The following is a 17,033-nucleotide window of genomic DNA, read 5'->3' as shown; positions in this document are numbered from 1 at the left end:
AAGCGTTTGCCCAAGGCGTAACGAAGTGCTAGGGCGATTTCCAGCAAGGAAAAGAGGGCAAACGTGCAGCAATTCGGGATCAGGCCGGAAGAGCCGGACGATTGGTGGGAAGTCGAGGCCCTATACGATCTGTGCTTTGCGCCGGGCCGTGAGGCGTTGTCGTCCTACCGGTTGCGCGATGATGTGCCGCCGGTTGCTGGTCTGTCTCTGGTCGCGCGCGACGGTCAGGGCATTCTGGCCGGGGCGATCCGCTTCTGGCCTGTCCATGTAGGCGAACACGATGCATTGTTGCTGGGGCCCGTTGCCGTGCACCCTACCCATCAGGGCGAGGGTCTGGGCGGATATCTGATCCATGCCGGTGTTGAAGCCGGGCGCAAACTCGGATGGCAGCGGGTCATGCTGGTCGGTGACGAACCCTATTACAGGCGATTTGGTTTTGCGCGGCTGCAAGGTGTCGAGATGCCGCCGCCCACCAACCCGGACCGGGTGCTGGGGCTGGAACTGACGCCCGGGGTCTGGTCCGGAGTTCATGGGGCCGTCACCCGCTGGACCCGCTGACCTATTGAATCGACACGGTTCAACGCCGATGTTGATAGGCAGGAGGACGCACATGCAGAACGTGGTTCTTGTCGAAAACGTGGATGCCGAGGCTGAACTGGATCGTTTGGCGGGTTATTACCGATCTGCCGGAGGGGCCGGTGTCAAACTGCTGAACAAGCTGGGCGGATCAGCCGAGTCACTGCTCGAGCAATTGCCCGAACCAGTTCGGAACGGCCTGACAGGGGCTACCGAGCAGGCGTTGTGGTTTGCGATGCACGCGGCTCAGGGGTCCCGGCTTGCGATCCCTGATCAGCAGCCCTGGGTCAATACCGCGCTTGCCACGGCCATGGGTGCGGCCGGTGGGCTGGGCGGTGTATCAACAGCCCTGATGGAGCTGCCTGCAACAACCGCCATGCTGCTGCGTGCCATTCAGGGGGCCGCCGCGCGCGAAGGTTTCGACCCGTCCGCCGAGAACGTGAAGTTCGATTGTGTGCGGGTTTTGTCCGCATCGGGTCCGCTGTCGCATGATGACGGAGCGGATTTCGGCTTTTTCTCGGTGCGCCTGACACTGACCGGTCCGGCCATGCAGCGTCTGATTGCTGCCGTGGCACCACGCTTTTCGATCGTGCTGGGGCAAAAACTGGCGGCACAGTCCGTCCCGGTGCTCGGCGCATTGGCTGGTGGTGGAACGAACTATGTCTATTCGCGCTATTACCAGCAGATCGCGCGTGTGCATTTCGGCCTGCGAAGACTGGCGGTTGACGCCGATATCTCGCATGACGAGCTGGTGAAGCAGCTGTCAGCCCGCATGTGATCAACAAATGCTCCGTCACGCCAGACTTGGCGGACACCACTTCATATGGTAGTTTTTCAAGGGGTGGGCGCTAAATAGGCGTGTCATGCGCGCCTATAAGGCCAACGGGTCCGTTGCCCGAACAAAAGGTGCGTCGCGCAATGAATGCAAGACCGGTGCCGCGTGAATTGGCTGAGACTGCGGAACACCCTGTTTTGCGGCAATCCTCTGCCCTGTGTTATCGGATCCGGCATGGCCAGCCAGAGGTTTTGCTGATCACGACGCGCCGGGCCCAGCGCTGGATTATCCCCAAGGGGTGGCTCATCCCCGGGCTAACCCCAACAGAAACCGCAGTGCAGGAAGCTTGGGAAGAAGCGGGCGTGACGGGGCGATGCAGTACAGCGGGGCTGGGGCAGTTTCTGCACCTCAAGCATAGCCCAAATCAGCGCCCGACCTTGATACTGGTTGATGTTTTTGCGCTGCATGTACAGGTTATGTCGCAGGATTTCCCTGAAATGCACGAGCGCAGGCGCAAGTGGTTTGCGCCTAAAAAGGCAGCTCAAAAGGTCGGATCACCCGAGCTAGCCGATTTGTTACGCGACTTTAAGACATATACACATTAAGATAGTTCCAGAGAGGCTTGATATTGTCAGTCTGGTCGGTATCTATTCGCCAATCGCAATTTTGGACTGAACATGATTCAATACGCGTTGAAATGCAGTGAAGGCCACACATTCGACAGCTGGTTTCAATCCGCAGAAGCCTTTGACAAGCTGGCCTCTGCCAGGATGGTGACCTGCGCGATCTGCGGATGTACGCAGGTTGCGAAGGCGATCATGACACCGCGTGTCCGTCCGGCCCGGAATGCGCCGGGAAAACCTGAAAACGCGCCTGCATCCAATGAACAGATCAACGTCGCCACCCCTTCGCCTGAGATCGCGAAGGTTCTGGCCGAGTTGCGCCGCCATGTGGAAAAGAACTCGGACTACGTTGGCAAGGATTTTGCAAGCGAGGCGCGCAAGATGCATCTGGGAGAGGCGCCAGAGCGTTCGATCTATGGTGAAGCCAGACCGGATGAAGCGAAATCGCTGATCGAAGATGGCGTGCCGGTGGCACCGCTGCCGTTTCTGCCCAGCAGAAAGACCAACTGATCCATGCATGTCGTGATCACCGGTGCCAATCGCGGTATCGGCCGCACCCTTGCCTCGCGCTACGACACCCGCGGTGACGTGGTCACTGGAACCGCGCGCGATGGCAGCGCGCAAGTGCGTCTGGACGTGGAGGACCCTGCTCAACAGACGGCAATGGCCGAACAGCTGAAAGGCCAGCCCGTTGATCTGCTGGTCTGCAATGCCGGGGTCTATCTGGACAAGGGGCACACGATCGACGGCTACCCCGCCGAAATGTGGGCGCAAAGCTTTGCCACCAACGTGACCGGCGTTTTCCTGACCGTTCAGGCCTTGTTGCCCAATCTGCGTGCCGCAGGCGGCAAGGTCGCGATCATCTCGTCGCAGATGGCGTCTCATACGCGGGCACCGGGGGGCAGCTATATCTACCGTGCCTCCAAGGCGGCGGCGCTGAATCTGGGGCGGAACTTGGCAACGGATCTGAAAGCCGACGGGATCGCCGTTGGCATCTATCATCCGGGCTGGGTACAAACCGACATGGGCGGCGCGGCCGCCGATATTGATGTCGATCAGGCCGTTTCGGGCCTGATGGAACGCTTTGAGGCCCTGTCGATCAGCTCAACCGGCTGTTTCGAAACCTATGATGGACAGGCGCACGCTTACTGACGGGACAGTGCCGCTTTGGGAATTTCATAGACTTCACCGGGTTCAATATAAATAACCATCAAATCACCGCGCGTTTCATACGACATCTTCGAGGTGGAACTGCTGGAGTCTGGCACGCCTTCCTTGAAATAGATGCGGCGCACCTCTCCTCCACCAAGAGCAACCGCAAGCGTTATCGTGCCGTCGTCATGGCGGCGCAATTCCGCATTGCAGCTTTGCATCGGGTCACCGGCATTTGCGGCACAGGGCACTTTGCCCAGTGCATTCTTTCCGTCCGTTCCGGCCACACTGGCAACCTGGGCCAGTACAGGCGACGACAACAAAGTAACGGCAAGGGCTAGGCGAAACATGGGGAACCTCTTGATTTGGTTGTTACTCGCAGGCTGACACCGCACCTGCGTAATGTAAAGCGGCCCTGTGCCACAGGCGGGTCCTGTTTGCGCTCTTGCTCTTGGGGTGCCCCTCGCTTATGAGGCTCGGGACCTCTAATCCAAGGCGCGGAGACATTTGCCCCCATGCCCGTACTCGTTATGAAATTCGGCGGCACTTCGGTCGCCAACCTGGACCGCATCCGCCGCGCTGCCAAGCGTGTTGGCGTCGAAGTTGCCAAGGGCTATGACGTGATCGTCATCGTCTCGGCCATGTCGGGCAAGACCAACGAGCTGGTGGGCTGGGTGAACGAGACGTCGCCGCTGTTTGATGCACGCGAATACGATGCTGTTGTATCTTCGGGCGAAAATGTCACCGCTGGCCTGATGGCTCTGACATTGCAGGAAATGGACGTTCCGGCGCGCAGCTGGCAGGGCTGGCAAGTGCCGCTGCTGACAACCAGTGCGCATAGCCAGGCGCGGATCGAAGACATCCCGACCACAAACATCAACCAGAAATTCGGCGAAGGCATGAAAGTGGCCGTTGTGGCCGGGTTTCAGGGGCTCAGCCCCGAAGGCCGCATCACAACGCTGGGCCGGGGTGGCTCGGACACCACTGCCGTGGCTTTTGCCGCGGCGTTTGGTGCGGAACGCTGCGACATCTATACCGACGTGGATGGTGTCTATACCACCGATCCGCGCATCTGCGAAAAGGCCCGCAAGCTGCACAGGATCTCGTTCGAGGAAATGCTCGAACTGGCGTCGCTGGGCGCCAAGGTGCTGCAGACCCGCTCGGTCGAGTTGGCAATGCGCTACAAGGTGAAACTGCGCGTTCTTTCAAGTTTCGAAGAACAATCCGACGAGGCCGGTACGCTGGTCGTTGACGAGGAGGATATCATGGAATCCAATGTTGTGGCCGGTGTGGCCTATTCCCGTGACGAGGCCAAGATGACCGTCGTTTCGGTGGCGGACCGTCCCGGTATCGCCTCGACCATCTTCACCGCGCTCAGCGATGAGGGCGTCAATGTCGACATGATCGTGCAGAACATCTCGGACGAGGGACGCACGGACATGACCTTCTCGTGCCCCACCGATCAGGTGGTCCGTGCCGAAAAAGCGCTGCTGGCGATCAAGGACAAGGGCGAGCTCAACTATGCCGAACTGGTCGCCGATACCGGTGTCTGCAAGGTTTCGGTGGTGGGAATCGGTATGCGCTCGCAATCGGGTGTTGCGGCCAAAATGTTCAAGGTACTCTCGGATGAGGGGATCAACATCAAGGTCATCACAACCTCCGAAATCAAAATTTCCGTTCTTATCGACAGGAAATACATGGAACTTGCCGTTCAGGCACTGCATGATGCCTTTGAACTGGACAAGGCGGCCTGAGCTGATCGGCCAAGGGTTTCGCCTGACACACTGAATTGGTTGGGCCATGGCAGACGGCACGGAAACAGAATCCCGCAAGCTGCTGGGGCGGTTGCGCGAGGCGATGGCCAGCGAAGCCGCTGGGCAGGAGCGCCTTGATCAGATCACTCATCTGATCGCCGACAGCATGCGCAGCGAAGTGTGCTCGATATATCTGTTCCGCGATGAAGAGACCCTGGAACTCTGTGCGACCCAAGGGCTTGCGCCGGAATCGGTACACCAGACCCGGATGCGCATGGGCGAGGGGCTGGTGGGCCGGGTCGCCAAGACCGGCAAGGTGGTCAACACCCCGGACGCGCCGTCTGAAAAAGGGTTCCGGTATATGCCGGAAACCGGGGAAGAGCGGTTTTCGTCCTTTCTCGGCGTGCCGGTGCAGCGCCTTGGGGAAAAGCTGGGTGTTCTGGTTGTCCAGTCCCGCAAAGCGCGTGAATTTTCCGCTGACGAGATTTATGCGCTGGAAGTGGTGGCCATGGTGCTGGCCGAAATGGCCGAACTGGGTGCCTTTGTCGGCGAAGGCGCGGCCCTGTCGCCACGGCACCAGCAATCGGTCCTGTTGCGCGGCGGCCCGGCGCAGGAAGGTTCCGCCGAAGGCCATGTCTGGCTGCATGAACCCCGCGTGGTCGTCACCAATCCGATTGCCGAAGACCCGCACCGGGAACGCGAACGTCTGAATGAGGCAGTGGAAGAGCTGCGCGTCGGTGTCGACAAGATGCTCGAAATTTCCCGGGATGGTGATACCGAACAGCTCAAGGTGCTGGAAGCCTACCGGATGTTTGCCAATTCCAAAGGCTGGATGCGCCGGATGGAAGAGGACATTGCCCTGGGGCTCAGCGCCGAAGCCGCAGTCGAGAAAGAACAATCCCAGGCGCGCGCCCGGATGGGGCAGGTGTCTGATCCCTATCTGCGCGAACGGCTGGCGGATCTTGACGATCTCAGCAACCGTTTGCTGCGCATTCTGACCGGGCAGGGAAAAACCGACAGCGCCGATCTGCCACCCGACCCGATTTTGGTCGCACGCAATATCGGCCCCGGCGACCTGTTGGAATACGGTCGGGCGCTGAAGGGGATCATCCTCGAAGAAGGTTCAGTCGGCAGTCACGCTACCATTGTGGCCCGTGCGCTGGCGATCCCTCTGGTGGTCCATGTGGGCCGGATCACGACCGAAGCGCTGAACGGTGACCACGTGCTGGTGGATGGCGATCAGGGCGTTGTTCACCTGCGTCCGGAAGACAGCGTGGTCAGCGCCTTCCGCGACAAAATCGCGATGCAGGCCAAGGCACAGGAACGCTATGCCTCGATCCGCGAAACCCCCTGTGTCACTCGCGACGGAACGCGCATCAATCTGGTGATGAACGCGGGTCTGATGGCCGACCTGCCATCGCTGGGAACGTCAGGTGCCGAGGGTGTTGGCCTGTTCCGAACCGAGCTGCAATTCCTGATCCGCAATAAGATGCCCAAACGGTCCGAGCTGGTCACTCAGTACCAGCGGGTTCTGGATGCCGCGGGCGACAAAAGGGTGGTGTTCCGCACGCTCGATATCGGGTCGGACAAGGTACTGCCCTATATGAAACACGTGGCCGAACCCAACCCGGCCCTGGGTTGGCGCGCCATTCGTGTCGGTCTGGACAAACGCGGCGTGATGCGGATGCAGTTGCAGGCCCTTCTGCGCGCCGCCAATGGTCGCCCGCTGACCGTCATGTTCCCCTTTGTCGCGCAGGCCGAGGAATATCGCGAAGCCCGCTGGGAAGTGAACAAAACCATCGAACGCGAAAAGCGACTGGGCCACGTTCTGCCCGAAACGCTTGAAGTCGGCGCGATGCTGGAAACCCCTTCACTGGCCTTTGCGCCGCAAAAGTTCTTTGACGAGGTCGATTTCATCTCGATCGGTGGGAATGACCTCAAGCAGTTCTTTTTTGCCGCTGACCGCGAAAATGAACTGGTCCGCCGCCGCTATGACACGTTGAATGTCAGTTTCCTGAGCCTGATGGAACGCATTGTCGAACGCTGCGGGCTTTCGGACACTCCGCTCAGTTTCTGTGGCGAGGATGCGGGCCGTCCGGTCGAGGCGCTGTGCCTTGCGGCCATGGGTATTCGCACCCTGTCTATGCGCCCGGCGTCGATTGGTCCGGTCAAAAGCCTGTTGCTGCGGTGCGACCTGATGGAGGTGCGAAAAATCATCGCCGACGCGCGCCATCGCGGCGAACAATCCGTACGTCCGGCCGTGATGGAATGGCTGCGCAGTCAGGTATAGCCCTCAAAACCTCGCTTTTTGGGGAAACTATGCTTGATTTTTTCGCGCAGGCTTTCTATCACGCAGGCAATGTTAGCGGTAACAGTGTGCCGCAGAGCCGTTTCATGCCGTGCTGAACTGATATCGGCAAACTCGAGAAGGAGCCTGTGATGGTTTCACGCGTAATTCCGGTAGAGCCGTTCGATCTTGTGTTGTTCGGCGCGACCGGGGATCTGGCGCAACGTAAGATCTTGCCGGGCTTGTACCATCGGTTCGAGGTCGGCCAGATGCCCGATGGGGCGCGGATCATCGGCACGGCGCGCTCGGATATCGACAGCGACGAGTTTCGCGATCAGGTCCGCGCATCGATGCAGGAATTCGCACCAAAGTTCAAAAAGGACACGCTGGACCGGTTCCTGTCTCATGTTGAATACGTGCCGGTGGATGCACTGGGCGATGCCGGATGGTCCGATCTGTCCAAGCTGCTGCGCCCCGACGTGGTGCGGGCCTTTTACCTGTCGGTGGGTCCCAGCCTGTTTTCGGGCATTGCGCAGCGCCTGCATGACGCCGGTCTGGCCACGCCGGACAGCCGCATCGTTGTTGAAAAGCCTTTCGGTCATGACCTTGCCTCGGCAAAAGCGCTGAACGAAGGCTTGCGGGCGTGTTTCAAGGAACACCAGATTTACCGGATCGACCATTATTTGGGCAAGGAAACCGTGCAGAACCTGATGGCGCTGCGCTTTGCGAATTCCCTGTTCGAGCCGCTTTGGAATTCGACCCATGTCGACCATGTGCAGATCACCGTGGCGGAAACCGTCGGGGTCGAAGGGCGCGGGGCCTATTACGATCAATCCGGCGCGATGCGGGACATGATCCAGAACCATCTGGTGCAGTTGCTGTGCCTAACCGCGATGGAACCTCCGTCAAAGTTCTCTCCCAACGCGGTGCGTGACGAGAAGGTCAAGGTGATCGAGGCGCTGGAACCGGTCGAACCCAGGGATATCGCCCGTGGTCAATATCGCACGGGCAAGGGCGGTGACGGATACCTTGATCACGTTGGCAACCCGGCCAGCCGCACCGAAAGCTTCATTGCGCTCAAGGTTCATATCGGCAACTGGCGCTGGGCCGGGGTGCCGTTCTACCTGCGCACAGGCAAACGCCTGCGCGCCCGTGCCTCTGAAATCGCGGTGTTCTTCCGCGACCCGCCACACACGATCTTTCCCAATGTCGGCCCGTTGCACGGCAACGTGCTGGTGATCCGCCTGCAACCAGACGAAGGCATCACCCTGCGCACGACGATAAAGGAACCGGGGCAGGGCGGGTTCCGCCTGTCCGATGTTGCTCTGGACATGAGCTTTGCCGACGCGCTGGGTGATGACTCGCAATCCCCGGACGCATATGAACGCCTGATCATGGATGTCATTCGGGGCGATCAGACCCTTTTCATGCGCGGGGACGAGGCCGAGGCCGCCTGGGCCTGGGTCGATCCCATCATTCACGGCTGGGAACAGCGCGGGGACAAACCCGCCAAGTACGATCAGGGCAGTTCAGGCCCCGAAGAAGCACTGATGCTGATGCATCGCGATGGGCGTCGCTGGCGTCAGATCGGAGGGTAATCATGGTTCACTCTGTCATTTCCGACGTCACCAAACGGATCATCGACCGCAGCGCCGATCTGCGCGGCCCCCATATCGACCGGATGGAACAGGCCAGATCCAAAGGTCCCGCCCGTGCGCACCTGTCCTGTAGTGGGCAGGCCCATGCCTATGCGGGTGCGGGTGAAGACCAGCAATCCATGGCCACCGGCACGGCGGGCAATCTGGGCATCGTCACCGCCTATAACGACATGCTGTCCGCCCATCAGCCCTTTGAAAGGTACCCCGCCCTGATCCGCGATGCGATCCGCGCCGCCGGAGGTACTGCTCAGGTCGCAGGTGGCGTGCCAGCCATGTGCGACGGTGTCACCCAAGGTGAAGCAGGGATGGAATTGTCGCTGTTTTCACGCGACGTGATTGCTCTGGCAACTGGCATTGCGCTCAGCCACAACACCTATGACGCGGCAGTCTTCCTCGGCGTCTGCGACAAGATTGTCCCTGGTCTGATCATCGGTGCGCAGGCGTTCGGGCATCTGCCTGCCGTGTTCCTGCCCGCAGGACCAATGACCAGCGGTCTGCCCAATGACGAAAAGGCCAAGGTCCGCCAGAAATTCGCTGCCGGAGAGGTCGGGCGCGACGAACTGATGGCCGCTGAAATGGCCGCCTATCACGGCCCCGGCACCTGCACTTTCTACGGCACCGCCAATACCAACCAGATGCTGATGGAGTTCATGGGCCTGCACCTGCCGGGCTCCAGCTTCGTCAATCCCAACACGCCCTTGCGCGACGCGCTGACACAAGAGGGCGCGCGCCGCGCCCTGTCGCTCAGCGCGCTGGGAAACAGCTATACCCCGGTTTATCAGGTGCTCGACGAACGGGCCTTTGTGAACGGTATCGTCGGCCTGATGGCGACCGGAGGCTCGACCAATCTGCTGATCCACCTGATCGCCATGGCGCGCGCCGGGGGCATCGTGCTGGATTGGCAGGATTTTTCCGATATCTCCTCCGTTGTTCCACTGGTCGCGCGGGTCTATCCCAACGGTCTGGCCGACGTGAACCACTTCCACGCCGCAGGCGGGCTTGGGTTCACGATCGGCACGTTGCTCGAAGAAGGTTTGCTGCACCCCGATACTCTGACCGTCGCCGGGCAGGGCCTGCACAATTACACGCGCGAACCCAAGCTGATCAATGGTGAGCTGACCTGGCAAGACGGTACAGGCCACAGCCTGAATGACAAGATCGTCCGCCCCGCCCGCGATCCGTTCCAGCCCACCGGCGGCCTGTCGCGCCTGACCGGCAATCTGGGCACAGCCGTCATGAAGGTCTCGGCCGTCGCGCCAGAACATCAGGTGGTCGAGGCTCCGGTCCGCGTTTTCCACGACCAGGACGCGGTCAAGGCAGCCTTCAAGGCTGGCGAGTTCACCGGTGACGTCATCGTCGTGGTCCGGTTTCAAGGCCCCAAGGCCAACGGGATGCCGGAACTGCACTCGCTGACGCCCATGCTGTCGATCCTCCAGGGCCGGGGCCAGAAAGTGGCGCTGGTCACCGATGGCCGCATGTCTGGCGCTTCCGGTAAAGTGCCCGCCGCCATCCATGTTGTCCCCGAGGCGCTCGACCGCGGCCCCATTGCATACCTTCAGGACGGTGACATCCTGCGCGTTGACGCGGTCAGGGGTGATCTGGAAATCCTCACCGCAGGCGTTCTGGACCGCGCGCCCGTCACCACCGATCTATCCGCCAATCAACACGGCGCAGGGCGCGATCTTTTTGGCGCGTTCCGCCAGAATGTCGGCTCGGCCGACACCGGTGCCAGCATTTTCGGAGTTTAACCTCATGTCCAAATCCCAACGCACCCGTGAAATCTGCGCACTGGCCCCGATCGTTCCGGTTCTGGTTGTCGATGACGTCGCGCAGGCCCGCCCGCTGGCCGAGGCATTGGTCGCCGGCGGTCTGCCAGCGCTCGAGGTCACCTTGCGCACGCCCGCCGCGCTCGACGCGATCCGCGCGATGGCCAAGGTGCCCGGCGGCGTGGTCGGCGCAGGTACGCTGGTCACACCCGAAGACGTCCGCGCCGCCAAAGAGGCGGGCGCGCAGTTCGGCGTCTCTCCGGGCGCAACCGACGTGCTTATTGCGGCGTGCGAGGCCGAGGGCCTGCCCCTGCTGCCCGGCGCGGCCACGGCCAGCGAAGCGATGGCTTTGCTGGAAAAAGGCTATGACATGCTGAAATTCTTCCCGGCCGAGGCCTCGGGCGGCGCGCCCGCACTCAAGGCAATCGGTGCGCCCCTGCCGCAGATCAGCTTTTGCCCGACAGGCGGGGTGTCGCCGTCCAACGCCCGTGACTATCTGTCCCTGTCCAACGTGGTCTGCGCCGGTGGCAGTTGGGTCGCGCCCAAGCAGATGGTCGAAAGCGGTGACTGGGCCGGGATCGAAACACTTGCGCGCGAGGCATCAAAGCTGGCGGATTGACGCCGCGAAGCCCCTCGGTAATGTGGGCGTCACCTCAGACAGGCTGACCCCATGACACAGACATCTGCCCTCTCCCAGGGGCGAACTTATTTGGCAATCCCGGGCCCCTCGGTGATGCCGGACGCGGTCCTGCAGGCGATGCATCGCCCGTCGCCCAATATCTACGATGGCGCGCTCATCGACATGATGCCCGACCTGACCCGCGATCTGCGCCGGGTTGCTCGCACAGGCCATGACGTTGCCATCTACATTGCCAATGGTCACGGCACGTGGGAGGCCGCTCTGTCCAACGTGATCGCCCCCGGCGAAACCGTTCTGGCTCCTGCCTCGGGCCGGTTCACCCATGGCTGGGCCGAGATGGCCGAAGGCATCGGGGCAAAGGTGCAACTGATCGACTTCGGCACCTCATCCGCCTGGGATCTCGACCGGATTGCCGACGCTTTGCGCGCGGATAAAGGCCACCAGATCAAGGCTGTTCTCGCGGTTCATGTGGACACATCAAGCTCGATCCGCAACGATATCCCGGCGCTGCGCAAACTGCTCGACGATCTGGACCACCCCGCGCTGTTGATGGCCGATTGCATCGCCTCGCTGGGATGCGACCGGTTCGAGATGGATGAATGGGGCGTCGATGTCACGGTCACCGCCTGCCAGAAAGGCCTGATGACCCCCGCAGGCACAGGCTTTGTCTTTTTCAACGACAAAGCACAGGCCAAGCGGGCCGCCATGCCGCGTGTGTCGCGATACTGGGACTGGCAGCCGCGCGCCAATCCCGACCTGTTCTACCAGTATTTCGACGGTACCGCGCCGACGCATCACCTCTATGGTCTGCGCGCCGCGCTCGACCTGATCCATGCGGAAGGGATCGAACAGGTCTGGGCCCGCCATGAGCGTCTGGCTACTGCCATCTGGGCGGCCTGCGAAACATGGGCCGAAGGCGGCGCGCTGCATCTGAACGTTGCCGACCGCGACCACCGCAGCCATGCCGTTACAGCCCTGCGCCTGACCGGAGGGCGCGGCACGGCCCTGCGCGCGTTCACCGAACATCAACTGGGCCTGACATTGGGCATTGGTCTTGGGATGGAGGACTACGACAGCTGTTTCCGCCTCGGGCATATGGGCCATGTCAACGGGCAAATGGTGATGGCGATGCTGGGCGGTATGGAAACGGCCATGGCCGCGCTTTATATCCCCCGTGGCAAAGGCGCGCTCGAGGCCGCCGCCGCCGTCCTGGCCGCCTGATACACGTCAGACGAACAGCACTGATCCGCCCCTTCATCTGGCCAAAAACATCCTCGGGGGGAATCGGGCATTGCGCGATGGGAGGCAGACAGCCCCCCTTTGACCCGATGGCAAGACAGACCAGCGCTAGCCCGTCTTTGCCCGCACTTCCGCTAGCGCCTTGGGCAAGGCGGCCGCAAAAGCATCCAGATCTGCTGTTTCACCACAGCTTACCCGGATGCACCTGTTCTGGGGCGTTGCAAACGGCATCCGGACAAACAGGCCCCGCGCAACCAGAGCCTCCAGAACCGCTCGGGCAAAATCCCCATCCCGCCCGCAATCAATCGTCACGAAATTGGTGGCCGAGGGCAGCGGCTCCAACCCGTTCTCGCGGGCAATCGTTCCTATCCGCTCACGCGCCTCGGCGATTTGCGCCTGAATATGCTCCAGCCACGCACCATCCTGCAACGCGGCCAACGCCCCGGCCTGTGCCGCGCGGTTCATGCCGAAATGGTTGCGCACCTTGTTGAAGGCTGCAATCAGGTCGGGCGCTCCCATGGCATAGCCAACCCGTGCGCCCGCCATGCCATAGACCTTGGAAAATGTCCGCATCCGTATCACGCGGGGGTCGTCTGCGCTTACAGGAGCCGCTGTCCCATCTGGCGCGCACTCCACATAAGCCTCATCCAGAATCAGCAGGCACCCGTCGGGCAGGGCGTCCATCGCCGCCACGATATCCGCGCCGGAATGCCAGCTGCCCATCGGATTGTCCGGATTGGCCAGATAGACCAGCTTTGCACCCACCTCGGCCGCCTTCGCAAACAGGGCCGCCGGGTCTTCGTGATCCCCGGCATAGGGAACCTTGTGCAGAACGCCACCGAACCCGGCCACATGATAATTAAAGGTCGGATACGCCCCGTCCGAGGTCACAACCGCATCCCCGGGCCCTACAATCAGACGCACAAGATAACCCAGAAGCCCGTCAATCCCTTCGCCCACAACGATATTTTCGGAGGTTACCCCATGATACTCGGCCAAAGCATGGCGCAGTTCGTGGTTCTCGGGATCACCATACATCCAGATATCAGACGCGGCCTGCTCCATGGCCCGGATCGCGCGGGGCGAGGGGCCAAACACGCTCTCATTGGCCCCAAGACGGGCAATGAACGCCGCGCCGCGCTGACGCTCTTGCGTTTCGGGGCCCACAAAGGGCACGGTGGCGGGCAGGGATTGGGCAAGCGGGGTGTATCGAGGTCCTGTCATGCCTGCAGATAACCCCAAGCCCGAGCTTCGGGCAAGCGCGCACCTCATCCCGCGCGTCAGAACGTATTGAAACAAAAGTAAGGAGCGCAGATGCGCATACTGTCTGCCATTGTTCTTCTGGGCCTTGCCTATCTTCTGTTCTGGCCCGTTCCCGTTATCCCCGTCGCCGTTGAGATACCGGAAGATGCCGGTTTCACAGGAGATTTCGCAGAAAACACCGCGCTGGACGCCGCGCAGCTGATCCGCCTGCCGGATGGGGAAACCGGCCCCGAAGATATCGCCATCCTGCCCGACGGCGCGGTCTATACGACCAGCCGGTCTGGCACGCTCTATCGGATTGACGGGGCCGACCCTGTTGTGGTCGACCAGCTTGGCGGGCGTCCTCTGGGCCTCAGGGCCGGGCCGGATGGCGCGCTATATATTGCCGACAGCTTTCGCGGGGTGATGCGCTGGACCGGGTCGGGCACGCTTGAATCCGTGGTGGCCGATATCGACGGTGCGCCCGTGGTCTATGCAAACCAACTGGACGTGGCACAGGACGGCACGATCTATTTTTCGAACTCCTCTGACCGGTTCGACCCCGAAACCATGGGCGGGACCAAGCCGACCTCGGTCCTGACCATCTGGGAACAATCCGATACAGGCTATGTCGCCCGTCACACACCCGACGGCAGAACCGAAAAGATTGCCACTGGGTTCGTCTATACCAATGGCATTGCCCTCTCGCCCGATACAGATTTCCTGCTGATCGCCGAGACCGGCCGCGCAAGGGTGCACAAGCTGTGGCTCAGCGGGCCGAAAGCCGGTCAGCAAGAGGTCTTGCTGGACAATCTGCCGGGCTATCCCGACAATCTCGAAGCACAGGGCGATGGCACCTACTGGATGGCCTTCGCCAGCCCGCGTGTGCCGTCCGAGGCGCTGATGCCGTACCCCTTCCTGCGCAAGGTGATCTGGCGGCTGGGCCCGGCTGTGCGCCCGGCGCCGATCCATCGGGGTATGCTGGTGCAGTTCGATGGTGAAGGCACGATCCTGCGCACGCTACAGGATCCGCAGGGCCGTATTGGCATCACGACAGGGGGCCGGATCGTGGGCGATCAGTTCTATGTCATGACGCTCGATTCTCCCTGGTTCGGGCGGATGCCTGTCAGCGATCTGCCCTGACGTCGCAGTGGAAATCGGCGTCCCGTCCGGGCATGGTCGCCGCAACTGAATTTCGGGAGGTCCCCCATGTCACGCGTATCCGTCACCTATCAAGACCATGTTGCCCATGTCACCCTGACCCGGGGTGACAAGATGAACGCGCTGGATGACGCGATGGTCAAGGCATTGCTCTCTGCCGGGCAAGAGGTCGCCGCCTCGGACGCCCGCGCCGTGGTTTTGTCGGGCGAGGGGAAAAGCTTCTGCGCAGGGCTCGACATGGCAAGCTTTGCAAAGATGGCCCATATGGATCCCACCGAATGGCTGATGACCCGCAACCATGAGGATGCCAACGAGATGCAGGAGCTGGCCCTGATCTGGCGTCGCGTACCGGTACCGGTGATCTGCGCCATTCAGGGTGTCGCCTATGGCGGTGGCCTGCAAATTGCGCTGGGCGCGGATATCCGTATCGCGCACCCCGAGGCGAAACTGGCGGTGATGGAGATGAAGTGGGGTATCATCCCCGATATGGGCGGCATGGTTCTGCTGCCCCGGCTTGTGCGTTCGGACGTGCTGCGCCTGCTGACCTACACGGCCCGGCCCATCGGCGCGCAGCAGGCGATGGATTGGGGACTGGTCACGCAGCTTTCAGATGACCCGCTGACCGAAGCTCTGGCCATTGCCGAGAATATCGCCGGTCAAAGCCCCTCGGCTATCCGTGCCGCCAAGCGGCTGATCGAAGTGGCCGAAACCCAGCCCCGTGCGGACGTTCTCAAGGCGGAATCCGCCGAGCAGGTTGAGCTGATCGGCAAGCCGCATCAGATGGAGGTCGTGATGGCGCAGATGCAGGGCCGCAAGCCCGAGTTCAAGTGATCAGCGCATGAAAGCCCGCCGTGCATCGCGGGCCATGTTGTAACGCATTTCAAAATCGGCGTTTTTCGCCATCACAACCTTGCGTTCTGCCGAACCAACCAAGGGGCGATTAATCCCGGCAAGGGCAGGATGCGAAAGCGGCTACCGGATTCTGTTGCTCACCAGATAGGCCAGCCCGCCGACCAGCAGGCCCCAGACCGCCGCGCCCAGCCCAAAGACCGAGATGCCCGATGCGGTGATCGCAAAGGTCAGCATCGCGGCCTCACGCTCGGCAGGAACCTCAAGTGCTGCGAAAATCGAATTGGCCAGCACGCCGATCAGGGCGACACCGGTCAGTGTCCCCATCAACAGCGGATCGGCATGGGATGCAAAGCCGGTAATCGCCACGGCAAAGATACCGAATACACCATAGAACACCCCACCCATGATGGCCGACCAGTACCGTTGCGCGGGATCGGGGTGGCTGTCTTCGTTGGAACACATCGCAGCGGTGATCGCAGCAAGGCAGGTGGCAGGTGCACCAAACGGAGCCGATAACAGGCTCGCCCCACCCACGGATGAAAACAGCCTGCCCGGAGCCGGGGTATAGCCAAAGCTGCGCATCACCGCGATGCCGGGAATGTTCTGGGTCGCCATCGTGACGATGAACAGCGGGATGGCGATTCCGATGGTCGAGGCCAGCGAGAAACCGGGCATGGTCCAGACCGGTGCCGCCAGCCATCGCGCCGGGGTCACCGAGGTGTCGCCTGCGTTCAGTACCACAACCAGCGCGGCGGCGGCAACGGCCGCCGGAACGGCGAACAGCCGGTTGACCCGGCCTGCGATGAACCATGTCAGGATCACCGGCAGGGCTTGCGCGGGCAATTCGACTGCGGCCTGAAAGGGCAGAATGCAAAGCGGCAGCAGAACGCCCCCCAGCATGGCCTGTGCCAAAGTCGTTGGAATGGCGGCCGCCAGCCGCCCCAATGGCCGCCAGAGCCCGGCCAGCACCGTCAGCGCCCCTGCACACAGGAACGCGCCCGTTGCCTCGGAAAACCCCAGCGCCGGAGTCGCGGACACCGCCAGCAGCGCCGCCCCCGGTGTCGACCAGGCGACGCTGATCGGTTGCCGGTACCACAGGCTCAGCACAATGGCGGTCAGTCCCATTGCGATGGCCGCCATCATCAGACCCGAGGCCGCCTGCGCCGGAGACGCCCCCATCGCGGCCAGCCCCTGCAACACGATAGGAAAGGAACTGAAGAACCCGACAATGGCGACAACCAGCCCGGTCGAGACTGTCTGGAGCGGTGGGGCAAACTGGGTCATGACAGCCTCGGGCGGTTGGGGTTG

16 protein-coding genes are annotated in these 17,033 nt (G+C 61.8%); 13 read left to right on the top strand and 3 right to left on the bottom strand.

From position 1 onward, the window contains the following. Positions 1–63 precede the first annotated feature (63 nt). The 5 genes from ACR0AM_RS09500 to ACR0AM_RS09480 all read left to right on the top strand — a co-directional run bounded on the left by ACR0AM_RS09500 (position 64) and on the right by ACR0AM_RS09480 (position 3,126). Positions 64–558: a GNAT family N-acetyltransferase gene (locus ACR0AM_RS09500; protein WP_480473678.1), complete on the top strand. Its 495-nt coding sequence runs from the start codon at positions 64–66 to the stop codon at positions 556–558. Between the two features lie 52 nt (positions 559–610). After that, positions 611–1,354: an EcsC family protein gene (locus tag ACR0AM_RS09495; RefSeq protein WP_480473676.1), complete on the top strand. Its 744-nt coding sequence runs from the start codon at positions 611–613 to the stop codon at positions 1,352–1,354. Positions 1,355–1,494: 140 nt separating this feature from the next. After that, complete coding sequence (locus tag ACR0AM_RS09490; protein ID WP_480622750.1) at positions 1,495–1,956, top strand: NUDIX hydrolase; 462 nt, start codon at positions 1,495–1,497, stop codon at positions 1,954–1,956. A gap of 72 nt (positions 1,957–2,028) precedes the next feature. Continuing rightward, on the top strand, positions 2,029–2,484 hold the full coding sequence (locus tag ACR0AM_RS09485; protein WP_480622749.1) for a DUF1178 family protein: 456 nt from the start codon (positions 2,029–2,031) through the stop codon (positions 2,482–2,484). Between the two features lie 3 nt (positions 2,485–2,487). Next, a complete protein-coding gene (locus ACR0AM_RS09480) occupies positions 2,488–3,126 on the top strand; it encodes an SDR family NAD(P)-dependent oxidoreductase (RefSeq protein WP_480622748.1) in 639 nt (212 codons plus the stop codon). Here the strand turns inward: ACR0AM_RS09480 and ACR0AM_RS09475 are convergent. Continuing rightward, positions 3,120–3,476: a hypothetical protein gene (locus ACR0AM_RS09475; protein ID WP_480473671.1), complete on the bottom strand. Its 357-nt coding sequence runs from the start codon at positions 3,474–3,476 to the stop codon at positions 3,120–3,122. The genes ACR0AM_RS09480 and ACR0AM_RS09475 overlap by 7 nt on opposite strands. Positions 3,477–3,641: 165 nt before the next feature. Between ACR0AM_RS09475 and ACR0AM_RS09470 the strand changes: the two genes are divergently transcribed. The 6 genes from ACR0AM_RS09470 (at position 3,642) to ACR0AM_RS09445 (ending at position 12,452) form a co-directional block, all read left to right on the top strand. Then, positions 3,642–4,880, top strand: a complete 1,239-nt coding sequence (locus ACR0AM_RS09470; RefSeq protein ID WP_480473670.1) for an aspartate kinase — start codon at positions 3,642–3,644, stop codon at positions 4,878–4,880. A gap of 46 nt (positions 4,881–4,926) precedes the next feature. Next, positions 4,927–7,170 (top strand): phosphoenolpyruvate--protein phosphotransferase, encoded by a 2,244-nt coding sequence (gene ptsP, locus ACR0AM_RS09465; RefSeq protein WP_480473669.1) that lies wholly within the window; start codon positions 4,927–4,929, stop codon positions 7,168–7,170. Between the two features lie 149 nt (positions 7,171–7,319). Next, positions 7,320–8,765, top strand: a complete 1,446-nt coding sequence (gene zwf / locus ACR0AM_RS09460; RefSeq protein ID WP_480622747.1) for a glucose-6-phosphate dehydrogenase — start codon at positions 7,320–7,322, stop codon at positions 8,763–8,765. A 2-nt stretch (positions 8,766–8,767) separates the two neighbouring features. After that, positions 8,768–10,573 carry a phosphogluconate dehydratase gene (gene edd, locus ACR0AM_RS09455; protein ID WP_480622746.1) on the top strand — a complete coding sequence of 602 codons (1,806 nt, stop codon included), beginning with the start codon at positions 8,768–8,770 and terminating at the stop codon, positions 10,571–10,573. Positions 10,574–10,577: 4 nt separating this feature from the next. Beyond that, positions 10,578–11,210: a bifunctional 4-hydroxy-2-oxoglutarate aldolase/2-dehydro-3-deoxy-phosphogluconate aldolase gene (locus ACR0AM_RS09450; protein ID WP_480507793.1), complete on the top strand. Its 633-nt coding sequence runs from the start codon at positions 10,578–10,580 to the stop codon at positions 11,208–11,210. A 51-nt stretch (positions 11,211–11,261) separates the two neighbouring features. Beyond that, positions 11,262–12,452 (top strand): pyridoxal-phosphate-dependent aminotransferase family protein, encoded by a 1,191-nt coding sequence (locus tag ACR0AM_RS09445; RefSeq protein WP_480622745.1) that lies wholly within the window; start codon positions 11,262–11,264, stop codon positions 12,450–12,452. Positions 12,453–12,578: 126 nt separating this feature from the next. Here the strand turns inward: ACR0AM_RS09445 and ACR0AM_RS09440 are convergent, their stop codons facing one another. Beyond that, entirely contained in the window at positions 12,579–13,694 is a 1,116-nt protein-coding gene (locus ACR0AM_RS09440) for a pyridoxal phosphate-dependent aminotransferase (RefSeq protein ID WP_480622744.1), read from the bottom strand. 90 nt (positions 13,695–13,784) lie between these two features. On the opposite strand from ACR0AM_RS09440, the gene ACR0AM_RS09435 reads away from it, so the two are divergent. Beyond that, entirely contained in the window at positions 13,785–14,855 is a 1,071-nt protein-coding gene (locus ACR0AM_RS09435; protein ID WP_480622743.1) for an SMP-30/gluconolactonase/LRE family protein, read from the top strand. A gap of 66 nt (positions 14,856–14,921) precedes the next feature. Continuing rightward, positions 14,922–15,704: a crotonase/enoyl-CoA hydratase family protein gene (locus ACR0AM_RS09430; protein ID WP_480473662.1), complete on the top strand. Its 783-nt coding sequence runs from the start codon at positions 14,922–14,924 to the stop codon at positions 15,702–15,704. Positions 15,705–15,845: 141 nt separating this feature from the next. Here ACR0AM_RS09430 and ACR0AM_RS09425 read toward each other — a convergent pair whose 3' ends face one another. Next, the gene (locus ACR0AM_RS09425; protein ID WP_480622742.1) at positions 15,846–17,009 is read right to left on the bottom strand and encodes a benzoate/H(+) symporter BenE family transporter; all 1,164 of its coding nucleotides are present in this window, start codon (positions 17,007–17,009) and stop codon (positions 15,846–15,848) included. Positions 17,010–17,033: the final 24 nt, after the last annotated feature.

The sequence above is a fragment of the Ruegeria sp. AD9 genome (assembly GCF_056542305.1).
The sequence above is the reverse complement of the archived record's forward strand: the minus strand, read 5'-3'. Positions and strand labels throughout refer to the sequence as shown.